This is a genomic window from Gibbsiella quercinecans (assembly GCF_002291425.1).
Lineage (GTDB): Bacteria > Pseudomonadota > Gammaproteobacteria > Enterobacterales > Enterobacteriaceae > Gibbsiella > Gibbsiella quercinecans.
Genome location: NZ_CP014136.1, coordinates 2,823,738 through 2,839,083, shown reverse-complemented (window position 1 = coordinate 2,839,083; position 15,346 = coordinate 2,823,738). Strand labels below are relative to the sequence as shown.

At 58.6% G+C, this 15,346-nt stretch carries 15 protein-coding genes; 8 read left to right on the top strand and 7 right to left on the bottom strand.

All coding sequences use genetic code 11. From position 1 onward, the window contains the following. Positions 1 to 7: 7 nt before the first annotated feature. Genes ACN28Q_RS13105 through pilM form a run of 4 tightly spaced genes read right to left on the bottom strand, consistent with a single transcriptional unit; the run spans position 8 to position 2,261 of the window. The gene (locus ACN28Q_RS13105; RefSeq protein WP_095846747.1) at positions 8 to 358 is read right to left on the bottom strand and encodes a DNA utilization family protein; all 351 of its coding nucleotides are present in this window, start codon (positions 356 to 358) and stop codon (positions 8 to 10) included. Continuing rightward, the gene (locus ACN28Q_RS13100) at positions 351 to 848 is read right to left on the bottom strand and encodes a hypothetical protein (protein WP_095846746.1); all 498 of its coding nucleotides are present in this window, start codon (positions 846 to 848) and stop codon (positions 351 to 353) included. Before ACN28Q_RS13100 ends, ACN28Q_RS13105 begins: the two co-directional genes overlap by 8 nt. After that, on the bottom strand, positions 841 to 1,377 hold the full coding sequence (locus tag ACN28Q_RS13095; RefSeq protein ID WP_095846745.1) for a PilN domain-containing protein: 537 nt from the start codon (positions 1,375 to 1,377) through the stop codon (positions 841 to 843). Before ACN28Q_RS13095 ends, ACN28Q_RS13100 begins: the two co-directional genes overlap by 8 nt. After that, positions 1,377 to 2,261: a type IV pilus biogenesis protein PilM gene (gene pilM, locus ACN28Q_RS13090; RefSeq protein WP_230469479.1), complete on the bottom strand. Its 885-nt coding sequence runs from the start codon at positions 2,259 to 2,261 to the stop codon at positions 1,377 to 1,379. The genes ACN28Q_RS13095 and pilM overlap by 1 nt, the downstream gene beginning before the upstream one ends. Positions 2,262 to 2,341: 80 nt before the next feature. Here pilM and mrcA point away from each other — a divergent pair, with 80 nt between their 5' ends. Continuing rightward, positions 2,342 to 4,897, top strand: a complete 2,556-nt coding sequence (gene mrcA, locus ACN28Q_RS13085) for a peptidoglycan glycosyltransferase/peptidoglycan DD-transpeptidase MrcA (RefSeq protein ID WP_095846743.1) — start codon at positions 2,342 to 2,344, stop codon at positions 4,895 to 4,897. 67 nt (positions 4,898 to 4,964) lie between these two features. Here the strand turns inward: mrcA and nudE are convergent, their stop codons facing one another. Continuing rightward, positions 4,965 to 5,519, bottom strand: a complete 555-nt coding sequence (gene nudE / locus ACN28Q_RS13080) for an ADP compounds hydrolase NudE (RefSeq protein WP_095846742.1) — start codon at positions 5,517 to 5,519, stop codon at positions 4,965 to 4,967. A gap of 464 nt (positions 5,520 to 5,983) precedes the next feature. Between nudE and ACN28Q_RS13075 the strand changes: the two genes are divergently transcribed. The 7 genes from ACN28Q_RS13075 to ACN28Q_RS13045 all read left to right on the top strand — a co-directional run bounded on the left by ACN28Q_RS13075 (position 5,984) and on the right by ACN28Q_RS13045 (position 12,958). Then, positions 5,984 to 8,113, top strand: a complete 2,130-nt coding sequence (locus tag ACN28Q_RS13075) for an intracellular growth attenuator family protein (RefSeq protein ID WP_095846741.1) — start codon at positions 5,984 to 5,986, stop codon at positions 8,111 to 8,113. Positions 8,114 to 8,202: 89 nt separating this feature from the next. Beyond that, complete coding sequence (gene yrfG / locus ACN28Q_RS13070) at positions 8,203 to 8,883, top strand: GMP/IMP nucleotidase (protein ID WP_095846740.1); 681 nt, start codon at positions 8,203 to 8,205, stop codon at positions 8,881 to 8,883. Then, positions 8,880 to 9,287 (top strand): ribosome-associated heat shock protein Hsp15, encoded by a 408-nt coding sequence (gene hslR, locus ACN28Q_RS13065; RefSeq protein ID WP_095846739.1) that lies wholly within the window; start codon positions 8,880 to 8,882, stop codon positions 9,285 to 9,287. Before yrfG ends, hslR begins: the two co-directional genes overlap by 4 nt. A 25-nt stretch (positions 9,288 to 9,312) precedes the next feature. After that, entirely contained in the window at positions 9,313 to 10,194 is an 882-nt protein-coding gene (hslO, locus tag ACN28Q_RS13060; protein ID WP_095846738.1) for an Hsp33 family molecular chaperone HslO, read from the top strand. A 317-nt stretch (positions 10,195 to 10,511) separates the two neighbouring features. Further along, positions 10,512 to 12,131 (top strand): phosphoenolpyruvate carboxykinase (ATP), encoded by a 1,620-nt coding sequence (gene pckA, locus ACN28Q_RS13055; protein WP_095846737.1) that lies wholly within the window; start codon positions 10,512 to 10,514, stop codon positions 12,129 to 12,131. Between the two features lie 123 nt (positions 12,132 to 12,254). Next, entirely contained in the window at positions 12,255 to 12,482 is a 228-nt protein-coding gene (locus ACN28Q_RS13050) for a FitA-like ribbon-helix-helix domain-containing protein (RefSeq protein WP_095846736.1), read from the top strand. After that, positions 12,479 to 12,958, top strand: coding sequence for a type II toxin-antitoxin system VapC family toxin (locus tag ACN28Q_RS13045; protein WP_095846735.1), 480 nt, complete (start codon positions 12,479 to 12,481; stop codon positions 12,956 to 12,958). The genes ACN28Q_RS13050 and ACN28Q_RS13045 overlap by 4 nt, the downstream gene beginning before the upstream one ends. A 27-nt stretch (positions 12,959 to 12,985) precedes the next feature. On the opposite strand, the gene envZ is transcribed toward ACN28Q_RS13045, so the two are convergent. Both envZ and ompR read right to left on the bottom strand, forming a co-directional pair. Beyond that, on the bottom strand, positions 12,986 to 14,353 hold the full coding sequence (gene envZ, locus ACN28Q_RS13040; protein WP_095846734.1) for a two-component system sensor histidine kinase EnvZ: 1,368 nt from the start codon (positions 14,351 to 14,353) through the stop codon (positions 12,986 to 12,988). After that, complete coding sequence (gene ompR / locus ACN28Q_RS13035; RefSeq protein ID WP_004709363.1) at positions 14,350 to 15,069, bottom strand: osmolarity response regulator transcription factor OmpR; 720 nt, start codon at positions 15,067 to 15,069, stop codon at positions 14,350 to 14,352. Before ompR ends, envZ begins: the two co-directional genes overlap by 4 nt. Between the last annotated feature and the right edge of the window lie 277 nt (positions 15,070 to 15,346).

Genomic DNA, 15,346 nt, shown 5'->3' with positions numbered 1-15,346 from the left:
TTCCTTATTATTTGCCCAGCGCCAAAACCACGCCGGCAGGTGCAGGCGCGCAGGCGGCCTCTACCGTAGCAGGGCCCAGCGCGATCTGGCGCCGTTCGATCGCCTGCACCTGCCAGCGACCGGCTAACAGCATTTGTGCCGGCACCAGGCGGATCCAGCCCATATCGGGCGCCACGAGCCAGGCATGGCGCGCGGCATCATTGCCGATAATCCCTTTTAATTGCCAACCTTGCAGGGCGCTACCGGTTTGCTCACACACTGCCACCGGCGGCGGTTGGAACGGGTTGCGCACATTTGCGGCAACCGCAGGCCATGCCCAGAGCGCCATCAGCAACCCTAACCCAAGGCGATTAATCATGCGGCTCCCCGAGGTTTTCCTGCAGCAGCATCTGTACCGCCAGTTCATCGCCATGCGCCTGTATGGTTAATTGGCCAATCCCCCACTGCACCGGGATGTTTTCCAGCAGTTGCAACAAGCCGGAATAATCGATCAACAAATGCAGACGTTGCCGGCCCGGCTCCCCCCGCTGCCAGCGTTGCAGGGTGCCGCCTGCGTCTTGCAACAACTCGCCCACATCGGCAGGCGCGCCCTGTTCCGCCGATGATTGCAAGCGGGCTTCCAGCTCGGCCAACGTGGGCAACGGCGCCAATTGCTGGCGCAATTCGCTAAGCTGCGTAGCCAGTTGCCGCTGCTGCGCCTGCTGTTCGCGGCACGCCAGCCATTCATTGCGCAGCATCAATGCGCCCGGCAACAGGCAGAGGCCAAGCAGCCCCCATTGCACAATCAGCCACTGCCACCCAGACCGCGCCAACCAGGAATGCAGCCAAAGGGGTAAAGGCTTATCCATTCCCGCTCCATTGCGCCTTCAGCGTAAATGACAGCGGCCCATCGTCACGTTGCACCACCTCTTCCAGGCGTTGCTGTTGCAGCAAGGATAGAGCGGCTAATTTGTGGCCAAACTGTGCAATGGCTAAATAGCGGTGGCTCATGCCACGCAGCACCAGCCCCTGGGGGCTCCCTTCCAGCGCCACCAGCCATAACGGTGTGGGCGCCAGCGTGGAACAATGCTGCAGCAGTTGCAGATAGCGCCGGTTTTGTTCGCCATTGCGCGCCAACTGCGCCGCGCGAGCAGCCTGCTGCGCTAAGCGCGACATAGCCTGTTGAACCTGTTGATAGCGCTGCACCAGTTCGCTTTTATGCTGCGCCAACAGTGCCAGCGCCTTGCCCTGCTGCACCTGTTGCTGGTGCAAAAAGGCAAATAATGCGATGCCGGCCACCAGCGCCGAAACCCCTTGGCCAGCAAAAACCGCGCGCCAGAAACGATAACGCTGCCATTGCGCCCGCGCACGCCACGGCAGAAAGTTCACCCGAAACATCAGCTATCCTCCTCGCGCAGCGCCAGCCCGGCGGCCAACACAAATGCGCCGGTAAGGGCCGGCAGCGGCGGCGACAGCTGCGCAAAGGCGGTAAAAGGCGACCAGGACACCGCCCCTTCGGGCAGACCTTCCGCCAACATACTGCTGTAATACACCTCTTTTTCCCCAAGCGCGGGGCAGTGCTCACGCACCACCGCCAACGCCTGCTCCGCGTGATGGCACTCGCTGGCCCGCAGCACGCCATAGGTAAAAGGTGCACTGCGCGGCCCCACCCATAACCACGCCTGTTCCAGGTGATGCAGCAGACCTGCCTCCGGGGCCAGCCCGCAGGCGGCCGCCACGCTGGCGAGCGCACAGGGCGTAATATCCACCACATCAGGGTGCAGCCCCGCCGCCTGCAGGCAATGCAACCACTGCTGCAACTCCTGCTGGCGTGCCGCCGTCAGCAGGAGTGACGTTGCCTGGGCCGCCGCCGGGCGATAATCCAGGGCGAGCATTTCGCGATCGAGCGGAAAACGCTTGCCCCCTTGCGCGGTAATATAGTCATGGCGCATTGGCTCACGCAGACGCGCATCCGGCACCGGCATGGCTTGCTGCAAAATGCGCTGGGCAGGCAAAGCAATGCGTAACGAAATATGTTTTGGCAACCGCACCCGCCATTGCCGAAGCGCCGCGATAAGCACCTGCGGATGGTCGAGATAACCATCGCGCAACACCGGCTGCGGTAACGGTTGCTGCCACCAGTGGCGCAGTTGCCAACCACCGCGCCGCCGCAAAGCCGCCAGGGCGCACACGCTGTTTTGCTGTATATCCAGCCCCACCTGCCATACTTGAGACAACCGCATTTCGCCGCCCTCCATGTAGCCAAGATGATAAAAGAACATATCCATGTCGCAGGCTTGCCTTTATACTACTGCGCGGTTGTTTATAAACTGCCCAAATGACATGAAATGGGAAATTTAAGGTGAAGTTCGTAAAGTATTTTTTAATCCTTGCAGTGTGTTGCATCGTGCTGGGAGCAGCCTCGATTTTTGGCTTGTACAAATATGTCGAGCCACAGCTGCCCGACGTCGCAACGCTGAAAGATGTGCGGCTGCAAATCCCGATGCAGGTTTACAGCGCCGATGGCGAACTGATCGCCCAATATGGTGAAAAACGCCGTATTCCTCTACAGTTAGCGCAAGTTCCGCCGGTGATGGTGCACGCATTCATCGCCACCGAAGACAGCCGTTTCTATGAACACCACGGTGTCGATCCGGTGGGTATTTTCCGTGCGGCTTCGATCGCGTTGGTCTCTGGCCACGCATCGCAAGGGGCGAGCACCATAACCCAACAGTTGGCGAGAAACTTCTTCCTCAGCCCGGAACGCACGCTGATGCGTAAAATCAAGGAAGCCTTCCTGGCTGTGCGCATCGAACAGATGCTGTCCAAAGATGAAATTCTGGAACTGTATCTCAACAAGATTTATCTCGGTTACCGCGCCTATGGCGTTGGCGCTGCGGCACAGGTCTACTTCGGCAAAGACGTCAGCCAGTTAACGCTGAGCGAAATGGCGACCATTGCCGGCCTGCCAAAAGCCCCGTCGCTGTATAACCCGCTCTACTCCCACGATCGCGCCGTGGCCCGGCGTAATGTGGTGCTCTCGCGCATGCTGGACGAGCACTACATCACTCAGGCGCAGTTCGATCAGGCGCGCAGCGAGCCGCTGGTCGCCAACTACCACGCCCCGGAAATCAGCTTCTCTGCGCCATATCTTGCCGAAATGGTGCGCCAGGAGATGATCAAGCGCTATGGTGAAAACGCCTATACCGATGGGTACAAGGTTCACACCACCATCACCAAAAAGTTGCAGTTGGCGGCGCAAGAATCGGTGCGCAATAACGTATTGAACTACGATATGCGCCACGGCTACCGCGGCCCGTCCAACGTGCTGTGGAAGGTGGGTGAAGCGGCCTGGAACCAGAAGCAGATTGTTGATTCATTAAAGAATCTGCCTAACTATGGCCCACTGGCGCCCGCGGTGATCACCGATGCCAATGCCGAACAGGCCACCGCCATGCTGGCCGACGGCAGCAGCGTCGCCTTGCCGATGGCCGGTATGCGCTGGGCACGGCCGTACAAATCCGACAATCTGCAAGGCCCGACGCCAAAACGGGTGACCGATGTGGTACAGGCCGGCCAGCAAGTGTGGGTGCGCAAAGTGAACGAAGACTGGTGGCTGGCACAAGTGCCGGACGTCAACTCAGCGCTGGTGTCTATCAACCCGAACGACGGCGCCATTAAAGCGCTGGTGGGCGGTTTTGATTTCAACCAGAGCAAGTTCAACCGCGTGACCCAGGCGCTGCGCCAGGTGGGCTCCAATATCAAGCCGTTCCTGTACACCGCGGCAATGGATAAAGGGCTGACCCTGGCCTCTATCCTGAACGATCTGCCGATCACCCGTTGGGATGCCGGCGCCGGCACCGACTGGCGGCCGAAAAACTCACCGCCGACCTACGACGGCCCGCTGCGCCTGCGCCAGGGCCTGGGGCAATCCAAAAACGTGATGATGGTCCGCGCCATGCGCGCCATGGGCATCGATTATGCGGCGGAATACCTGCAGCGCTTTGGTTTCCCGGCGCAGAATATCGTGCACTCCGAATCGCTGGCGTTGGGCTCGGCCTCCTTCACCCCGCTACAAGTGGTGCGCGGTTATGCCGTGTTCGCCAACGGCGGCTACCTGGTTGATCCTTACTTTATCACCCGGATTGAAGACGAAAGCGGCAATGCGGTGTTTGAAGCCAAGCCCAAAATTGTCTGTGAAAGTTGCAACCTGCCGGTGATTTACGGCGATACCCACCGCTCTGCGGTGCTGTCCGACGACAACGTGGAAAACGTGGCGGTCTCGCAAGAGAGCAACAACAGCGTGCCCATGCCGCAGCTTGAACAGGTTACCCCGGCGCAACTGCAGCAGGATGGCGATCAGCAGTACGCGCCGCACGTGATCAGCACCCCGCTGGCATTCCTGATGCACGATGCGCTGAACAGCAACGTCTTCGGCGAGCCGGGTTGGATGGGGACGGGCTGGCGTGCTGGGCGCGATCTGAAGCGCCATGATATCGGCGGCAAGACCGGCACCACCAACAGTTCCAAAGACGCCTGGTTCTCTGGCTATGGCCCCGAAACGGCCACTTCTGTATGGATTGGTTTTGACGATCACCGGCGTAACCTGGGCCGTTCGTCATCGTCCGGCGCGATTGAAGATCAGATCGCCGGCGGTGAAGGCGGGGCGAAAAGCGCCCAGCCGGCATGGGATGACTTTATGAAAGTCGCGCTGGAAGGCATTCCGGAGCAGAAAGTTACGCCGCCGCCAGGCATTATCAGCGTCACCATCGACAAGAGCAGCGGCAAACTCTCTAACGGCGGCGGCGGCAGCCGTTCCGAGTACTTTATCGAAGGCACCCAGCCAACGGAGTACCCGACGCACGATGCCGGCACCACGCTGACCGATCCCGGCGGCGAAAGCCATGAGCTGTTCTAACAGGCAATAATGTGCAAAAGGGCCAGCAAGCTGGCCCTTTTTTATTGGCGGTACGCCATGCGGACGATCAGCGCGCGCCGCGCAGGAAGGCTTCCGTCAGGAACAGCGCGCTGACGTTACGCGCCTCGCGGAAATCCGGCTCAGCCAGCAGCGCCATCATGTTGGCGATCGGCCAGCGCACTTGCGGCAACGGTTCCGGCTCATCGCCTTCCAGGCTTTGCGGATAGAGATCGTGCGCCAGCACGATATTCATCTTGCTCGAGAAATATGACGGCGCCATGGTCAGTTTACTCAGGAAGTCAAAGCGCTTCGCGCCAAAACCCACCTCCTCCATCAACTCACGGTTGGCAGCTTCCAGCACCCCTTCACCGGGATCGATCAGCCCCTTGGGGAACCCCAGCTCATAAGACTCGGTGCCGACCGCATATTCCCAGATCAGCAGCAAATCGTCGCCGATAACCGGCACAATCATCACGGCCTCGCGTTCTGAAGGCCGCATGCGCTCATACACCCGGCGAACACCATTGCTGAACTCCAGATCGACCGACTCAACGTTGAATAAACGCGAACGCGCAACCGTTTCTACCTTTAGGATTTTTGGTTTTTGCAGGTGTTTGTCCATGATTGCCTCAAAGAGATCACCCACCTACTACGGCACAAACCGCCGCAATAACATGGATAACCAGAGTTATGATTGGCGTAATGCAGGGTTGCCAACATACTAAAACGCCAGCCAAATTCGATCTTGATCACATTGTGCGTTAATGAGAACCTTAACTGCAACGAGCACAGCCAGTAATTTACTTTTTTTTAACAGGCGGAGCCAGTGCCTGCGGCTTTTCCGGCCACAATCAGCAAATATCATCGGTGAGAATAGGATTATACCGATATCAGCCAAGATGGCCGATTATTATCATCACTGAGTACGGTGCCTAAGAACAGAGGATGTTTCCGACTAAAACTGAGACTCAGTTAATGTTTTCCTCCTTCTGTTATTCTTCTGGATGCCTGCTGGCAGTTTAGTCCGTATAATATGTGACCTTTCATATAAGGTTAGTGGGGTTCACGGCGCAAGATGGGGATAGCATGAGCACAATAGTGTTGATATTGGCCGTAGTGCTTGTCTGCCTAATTGCCACCGGGCTGTACTACTGGTACAAGGCCCGCAGCCAGCCGCTTCTTGCGCACGCCTTGCCGTTTATCAAACCCACTCACCGCAAAATGACCGCCGACGAGCGGGCCGCCGTTGAGCATTACCTTAATCTGCAGAACCGCTTGGGCGGCAATAATCTGTTGCCCGGCGCCCTGGGGTTACCCGCCGCTAAGCTGGCGCTAACGCCGCAGAGTGAAAACGTCTATCCCGTTACGCATGCCATCACCCGCTATGGGCTGGCCAGCGACGAGCCCAATAAGTGGCGTTATTACCTTGATACGGAAGAGGTGCACCTGCCGCCGTTCTGGGAACCCTACATCAGCGCAGACAACCATGTCGAAGTGATCAAAACCCAGACGCTGCCGCTGGTGATCTCGCTCAACGGCCACTCGCTGCTTGACCATATTCACGATCGCCCGCCGGCGCCGGTGTTGGCCGCCAAGCCTGCCCGTAACGCGTCGATCCGTAAAGAAGAAAGCGAACACGTCGAGCTGGTGAACATCCGCAAGGAAACACCGGAAGAACACCAGCTCAACCGCCCGAACGGCATCAAGGAAGCGGGTATTATCTCTGCCGCTTTGCTGCTGCTGTTTTTCAGCCTGATAAGCCCAGTGCTGGTGATCCCGTGGATGATTTTCGTCGCGGTGTTGATGATCATCTGGGGAGGCTGGAACCTGTTCCGGCGGCCAACGGAAAATGAGCTGAAAGAGATCCACAGCCTGCGCGGCACGCCAAAACGCTGGGGGCTGTTTGGCGAACCGAATCAGGGGCAGCTCAGCAATATCTCGCTCGGCATTATCGATCTGATCTATCCGCCGCACTGGCAACAGTATGTGAACCGCGATCTGGGCCATACCACCGACGTGGATATTTACCTTAACCGCCAAGTTGTGCGCCAGGGGCGTTATCTTTCCCTGCACGACGAGGTGAAAAACTTCCCTCTGCAACAATGGGGGCGCAACGCGGTGCTGACGGCCAGCTCGGCGCTGATCCTGCTGCTGCTGCTGACTTATATCCCGCTCAGCCTGCCACTGAAGCTCAGCATGGCCTGGCTGCAGGGCGCGCAAAAGGTGGAGGCTTCCACCGTACAGATGCTGGAAGCCACGCCGCTGCACATCGGCGATACGCTGAAGATTCAGGGCAGCGGCATGTGCTATGTGCCGCCGCAGGCGGGCAGAGAAGGCAACGCCAACTTTATGCCCTTCGACTGTTCGGGCATTTACTGGAATAACGCCGATCCACTGCCGCAGCCGGAATCTGAGGTGATCGACAAAGCCGCCGCACTGTTGGCGACGGTCAATACCCAGTTGCACCCTTCAGGGGCAGAACAAAAGCTCAACCCGCAGTTGGCCAGCGCCATTGAAAAATCCGGTATGTTCCTGCTGGATGATTTCTCCGATATCGTGCTGAAAACGCAGGATCTGTGCAGCGGAGAAAACGACTGCATCCGGCTTAAAAACGCGCTGATCAATTTGGGCAATGCCAAAAACTGGGACAGCCTGGTAAAACGCGCCAACTCCGGCAGCCTGCAAGGGGTTAACGTGCTGCTGCGCCCGGTCAGCGCGGAATCGCTGGAAAGCCTGGCCAAGGCGGCGGCGGCCTCGTTTATTTACCATGAAACCCGCCAGGCTGCCGCCGCGCTCAACAGCCCGCCGCCGGGCGGCTTCCTGATCACCAGCGACGAAGGCAAGCAGTTGGTGAATCACCCCACGCCGCCCGTGCCGTTGAACGAATATAACGCGCTCGACCAGTGGAACGAATTGCAGCGCCTGGCGAGCATGTTGCTGCATACCCCTTTCCAAGCGCAGGGGGTGATCACCAATATCAGCGTCGATGCCAATGGCACGCGCCATATTGCACTGCACAGCGAGCCCGACATGATTACGCTGTGGCGCTATCTCGGCACCAGCCTGCTGCTGCTGTCGGTAGTGGTGATCGCCGGTTACAACGCCTGGCGCTTGCTGCAGCGCCGGCGTATGAACCGCCACCGCATCGCCGATATCCAGCGTTATTACGATAACTGCTTCAACCAGCCGCTGGTGCCCACGACGCCAGCCCGGTAAGCGGCCCGCCTCCCCTGCGGCGGGCGCTTATGCTAGGCTATATCTCATCCCTAAGAATCTACCTCGCCTATTGGCCCTGCGGAGTTGCCATGTCCCCTGAATTTGACTGGAGCACCATTGACACAGTCCTGCTGGATATGGACGGCACCCTGCTCGATCTGGCCTTCGACAGCCACTTCTGGCTGCAGCAGGTACCGCAGGCGCTGAGCCAACAACGGGCGATCCCGTTCGAGAAGGCCTGCAAAATCATCCATGACGAGTATCTGGCGGTGCAGCACACCATGAACTGGTACTGTTTCGATTACTGGAGCGAGCGGCTGGGGTTGGATATCTACCGCATGACCAGTGAAGCCGGCAGCCTTGCGCGGTTGCGCGAAGACACCCGCCCGTTCCTACAGGCGCTGCGCCGCAGCGGCCGGCGCACTATCCTGCTGACCAATGCCCACCCGCATAGCCTGCAGGTGAAAATTACGCACACCGGGTTGGATCAGCACCTTGATTTATTGCTTTCTACCCACACATTTGGTTATCCGAAAGAAGATCAGCGTCTGTGGCGGGCAGTGCAGCAACACACCGGTTTTGACCCTCAGCGCACGCTGTTTGTTGACGATGGGGAGCCTATTCTCGACGCCGCACGGGCTTTTGGCATCCGCTACTGCCTGGGCGTGCAAAACCCAGACTCCAGTACGGGGGAGAAAACCTTTCAGCGCTACCCGGCAATGCGTGATTACCGCACGCTGATACCGGCGCTGGAAACGGAGGGCCGATGAAAACAAAAACTACCGCGGATGACGCAGTCCGGTTGGACAAATGGCTGTGGGCAGCCCGTTTTTATAAAACCCGCGCGCTGGCGCGCGACATGATCGACGGCGGCAAAGTGCATTACAACGGGCAGCGCGGCAAGCCGAGCAAAACCGTTGAGCCCAATGCCGAGATCAAACTGCGCCAGGGCAATGAAGAACGCACGGTGATCGTGCTGGCCGTCAGTGGCCAGCGGCGCGGTGCCAACGAAGCACAGCAGATGTACCAGGAAACGGCAGCCAGCATCGCCAACCGTGAAAAAATGGCGCTCGCGCGCAAAATGAATGCGCTAACCATGCCGCACCCCGACCGGCGGCCGGATAAAAAAGAGCGCCGCGATCTGATTAAGTTTAAATTCGGCGAGTCGGATTAACGGCTTGCTCTACTGAGAGAAAACTATGTCTAACCATGACCAATTGCACCGCTACCTGTTTGAAAACTATGCGGTGCGTGGCGAGCTGGTGACTATCAGCGAAACCTATCAACATATTCTGGCCGGCCATGACTACCCGGCCCCGGTGCAAAAGCTGCTGGGCGAGATGCTGGTTGCCACCAGCCTGCTGACTGCCACCCTGAAGTTCGACGGTGACATCACCGTGCAGTTGCAGGGTGACGGCCCGTTAAAGCTGGCGGTGATCAACGGCAACAACCAGCAGCAGATGCGCGGTGTAGCGCGCATGCAGGCAGAGATCGCGCCGGACAGCACGCTGCACCAAATGGTTGGCAACGGTGTGATGGTGATTACCATTACCCCATCCGAAGGCGAGCGCTATCAGGGCATCGTCGGCCTGGAAGGCGAAACCCTGGCTGAATGTCTGGAAAGCTATTTCCGCCAATCGGAACAGCTGCCGACCCGCTTGTTCATCCGTACCGGCGAAGCGGCAGGCACCCCAGCGGCGGCGGGTATGTTGTTGCAGGTGTTGCCGGCGCAGGATGGCAACAATACCGATGATTTCGATCATTTGGCGCAGTTGACCACCACCATCAAGAACGAAGAGCTGTTCGGCCTGCCGGCCAACGAAGTGCTGTATCGCCTGTACCACCAGGAAGAGGTTACTCTGTATGAACCGCAGGCGATCACCTTCCACTGTTCCTGCTCGCGCCAGCGCTGCGAGGATGCGCTGCTGACGCTGCCGCCCGAAGAGGTAGCCTCGATGCTCGAGCAGGACGGCAACATTGATATGCATTGCGATTACTGCGGCAACCACTATGTGTTCGATGCCGTTGACGTCGCTGCGCTGCATAACAACGGCAGCAGCGCCGATAGCCATTTGCACTGATCAACGCCCTTCACCGGCGGGCGCCTCGCCCGCCGGATTTTCACCCCCCCAGATGAAACAACACGATACGGCCGTTCCTGGTGTCTATACTTGGTAGGCGCCGTTCGCACGCAACATCGCCCGCCGCAGGCTAAAATCGCCAAAAACAGGCAATCTACAGAGTGATCTGATTTACATGTTTACTTTTTTCCGTGTACTACTTCTCATAACGTAATTAAAAATGGTATCTAACGTTAATTATTTGATACCTATCGCGGCGATATGTCGCTGAATCCCTACAATTGCTGGCAGAAATTATGTAACCAAGGAGTAGTAATATGCGTGCTAAAGGTATAACCCACCAGGATCTTGCTGTTTACGGGATCCATAACGCCGGCGAGATTATCTACAATCCGGGTTATGAATTGCTGTTTACGGAAGAAACCGATCCTTCGCTGGAAGGGCTGGAACGTGGCATAGAAACCAAGCTGGGCGCAATCGCCGTTGATACCGGGCGTTTCACCGGCCGAACGCCCAAAGACAAATACATCGTGCGTGACGATACCACCCGCGATACCGTCTGGTGGGCCGATCAGGGCAAAGGTAAAAACGACAACAAACCGCTTAGCCAGGAAACCTGGACGGATCTGAAACAGCTGGTAGGCGAACAGCTCTCCGGCAAACGCCTGTTCGTGGTTGATGCATTTTGCGGCGCCAACCCTGATTCGCGCCTGAAAGTGCGCTTTATTACCGAAGTGGCCTGGCAGGCGCACTTTGTGAAAAACATGTTTATCCGCCCTGCCGAAGAAGAGCTGCTGGATTTTGAGCCGGATTTCGTGGTGATGAACGGCGCCAAATGCACCAACCCGAACTGGCAGCAGCAGGGGTTGAACTCCGAGAACTTTATCGCCTTTAACCTGACCGAGCGCATGCAGCTGATCGGCGGCACCTGGTACGGCGGCGAAATGAAAAAAGGCATGTTCTCGATCATGAACTACCTGCTGCCGCTGAAAGGCATCGCCTCTATGCACTGCTCGGCCAACGTTGGCGAAAAGGGTGACGTGGCGGTGTTCTTCGGCCTGTCCGGCACCGGCAAAACCACGCTGTCGACCGATCCCAAGCGCAAGCTGATTGGCGATGACGAACACGGCTGGGACGACGACGGCGTGTTCAACTTTGAAGGCGGCTGCTACGCGAAGACCATCAACCTGTCGGAAGAGGCCGAGCCGGATATCTTCCATGCCATTAAACGCGATGCGCTGCTGGAAAACGTCACCGTGCTGGCCGATGGCTCCGTCGATTTCAACGACGGTTCAAAAACCGAAAACACCCGCGTGTCCTACCCGATTTACCATATCCACAACATCGTCAAGCCGGTATCCAAGGCGGGCCATGCCACCAAAGTGATTTTCCTGACGGCCGATGCCTTCGGCGTGCTGCCGCCGGTTTCACGCCTGACGCCGGATCAGACCCAGTACCACTTCCTCTCTGGGTTTACCGCCAAGCTGGCCGGCACGGAACAAGGCGTTACCGAACCCACGCCAACCTTCTCCGCCTGTTTTGGCGCCGCCTTCCTGTCGTTGCACCCCACACGCTATGCCGAAGTGCTGGTGAAGCGTATGCAGGCCGCCGGCGCCCAGGCTTACCTGGTGAATACCGGCTGGAACGGAACCGGCAAACGGATCTCCATCAAGAATACCCGCGCCATTATCGATGCCATTCTCAGCGGCGAAATCGATGAGGCCGGCACCCAAACGCTGCCGATCTTCAACCTGACCATCCCGACCGCGCTACCGGGCGTGAACACGGAGATTCTGGATCCGCGCGCCACTTACGCCAGCGCCGCGCAATGGGAAGAAAAGGCCAAAGACCTGGCACAGCGCTTCACCACCAACTTTGACAAGTACACCGATACGCCAGCGGGCGAAGCGCTGCTCAGCGCAGGGCCGAAGCTCTAGCTCCGGCCATCGCCGTCGGTCTCTCCAGGCGCAGTTTCTGCGCCTTTTTCTTTTCGGCAATTGTGCCGCAACGCATCGCCGGATGATAATGCCGTGCCAGCATTGAAAGCATAGGGGGTTTTCGTGGCGACTATCACCATCAGGAATCTTGACGACGACATCAAAGAGTTGCTGCGCATCGCCGCCGCCAGAAACGGCCACTCGATGGAAGAGGAAGCCCGGGTGATATTGAAACAGGCCCTGGTGCAAAGGCCGCCGCGCTATGGCCTGGCGAGCCGGATTCAGCAACACGTTGCGCCGCTGGGCGGCGTGGAACTGGCGCAGGACGCCGCCGGTAACCCCAAGAAATGATTATTCTAGACACCCCGGTGCTGCAAGAGCTACTGCGCCCCACGCCGCATTACAACGTCGTGAAATGGCTCAATGAGCAAGATACCTACGCATTTTACCTGTGCGCCCCGGTGGTCGCCGAGTTGTTCACAGAGGTGGCCGCGATGCCGGCCGGGGAGAAGCAGGCCGCCGTTAGCGCCAGCCTGCTGGGGATGCTGCAGGAAGAGTTTGGCGAGCGCATCCTGCCGTTTGATGCCGAGTGCGCCCTGCGGCAAGCGCAGCTAAACGCCGCAAACCGGCAAAGCGAACGGCCGATGAGCTATCCTGATGCCCAGATCGCCGCCATCTGCCTGCAGCACGGCGCCACGCTGGCGACACGCAACACCCCATCGTTCCTGCACTGCGGCATCAACCTGATCGATCCCTGGCGGGTGCCGACCGGCCACCGCCTGCATCAAGACGCGGCGGAATACTACGTGATGAGCCGCAAATCCTGACCGCTGAACGGCGGCGGCGATCGCCACTCAGCTTTCCTTCACCGCCGGGTGCGCGTTGGCCGGTTCTTTCCCTTCCAACGGCAACGGCAGATAGGCGCGGATACGCAGGCCGCCGCGCTCGCTGGTGCCAATATCCAGCACGCCGTCATGGCCGTCGATAATCCGCTGCACAATCGCCAGCCCCAGACCGGTGCCGCTGGTGCTGCGTGCGCTGTCGCCGCGCACGAACGGCTGGAACAGGTGCTTGAGCTCTTCAGGCTTGATGCCTGGGCCGTCGTCTTCCACCTGGAACCAGCCGCGTTGCAATTCACGCCCGCTGCTGACCTTGATCCAGCCATTGCCGTAACGTGCCGCATTCACCACCATATTAACCGCCGCCCGCTTAATTGAGAGCGGGTGCAAATGCATTAGCAGTTCGCCCGGCGCCAGATCGGTCTCAATCACCCGTTCGTAGCCGCTTTCGGCCGCCACCACCTCGCCCAGAATGGCATTCAGATCGCCCAGTTCCATCTGCATCTCCTGCCCGGTGCGCAGGTAGTCGATGAACTGCTCGATAATATCATTACACTCTTCAATATCCTTGTTGATCGATTCCGCCAGGTAGCCGTCTTCGGTGCTCATCATTTCCGTGGCCAGGCGAATACGCGTCAGCGGCGTGCGCAAGTCGTGGCTGACCCCGGCCATCAGCAGCGTGCGGTCGTCAGCCAATTGCTTCACGCCCGACGCCATCTGGTTAAAGGCGCGCGTGACGGAGCGCACCTCAGACGCGCCGTACTCGCGCAGCGGCGGCGGGATAATGCCTTTCCCCACCTGCAGCGCCGCGTGCTCCAGCTCCACCAGCGGCCGGTTCTGAATGCGGATAAACAGCCAGGCGCCACCGATAGCCAGCAGCATGATCGCCAAGGTATAGCGGAACAGCGGCGAGAAATCGCCCTGATGAATTTCGGTGAGCGGCACGCGCACCCAGATATCCGGCGAGAGCCAGGTTTTCAGCCACACTACCGGCGAGTTCTTGTTCACCTCCACCCGCACTTCCGTCGGCCCGCCCAACTGCTGCGCCATCTGCTGGCTCAGGAACTCATAGTGCTGCGCCCAGCGCAGGCCGCTTTCTTCAGCGGCGGCGTTGGTATAGAGGGAAATACCCAGCTCACGGTAGATTTCGCGGCGAAACGCCGGCGGCACCTCAAGCAGGGTGCCATCCTCCAGCTGCAGTTGGTCGGTCATCAGCATACGCACTTCGTAAGCCAAGACCTTATTAAACTGTTGCAGGCTGGGCAGGATGGCGAAGTTCAGCACTACCAGGTAGGTCGTCACCAGGCTGACGAACAGCAAGGTGACGATCAACAGCAGGGTTCGGGCAAATGAGCTACGCGGTGAAAAGCGCAATCGCCTCATGCCTTACTGCCGTCCGGTACGAAGACGTAGCCCAGGCCCCAGACGGTCTGGATGTAACGTGGATGTGCGGGATCTTCTTCAACCATGCGGCGCAGGCGGGAAATCTGCACGTCAATCGAACGCTCCATCGCGCTGTATTCACGACCGCGCGCCAGGTTCATCAACTTATCACGCGAAAGCGGCTCGCGCGGGTGGCTCACCAGCGCTTTCAGCACGGCGAACTCACCGCTGGTCAGCGGCATGGGTTCATCTTCGCGGAACATCTCGCGCGTCCCCAGGTTCAGCTTGAACTTGCCGAAGGCGATCACCGCTTCTTCCTGCGAAGGTGCGCCCGGCAGCTCATTGGCCTGGCGGCGCAGCACCGCGCGGATACGCGCCAGCAGTTCGCGCGGGTTGAACGGTTTTGGAATGTAGTCATCGGCGCCGATTTCCAGGCCAACGATGCGGTCAACCTCTTCACCCTTAGCCGTGACCATAATGATCGGCATCGGGTTGCTCTGGCTGCGCAGACGGCGGCAGATCGACAGGCCGTCTTCGCCAGGCAGCATCAGATCCAACACCATCAGGTGGAAAGACTCACGCGTCAGCAGGCGATCCATTTGCTCAGCATTAGCTACGCTGCGAACCTGGAAGCCCTGTTCGGTTAAATAGCGTTCCAAAAGCGCACGCAGGCGCATGTCATCATCGACGACCAGAATCTTATGATTCTCTTGCATTGTATGACTCCCAAAGGCTGTATTGCCCGATTCAAGGCTGTGGGTTCATGCCTAAACTGCGCCGGCAATTTGGCACGGCACGAATTGCCGGCCCGGCAGGCCCAAATAAACGGCAAATAACGCAGCATATGGCCAAAAGGCCACAGCCCCACATTGTTAAAAAACCCTGCCATCACGGACAGCGTTTAATGGTATACATTCTAGCCGAAATTGTTACAAAGCTTATTGTTCTGCCCAAATATCAACAATTTTCGTCTGATTGGCGGCCGAAATGCAG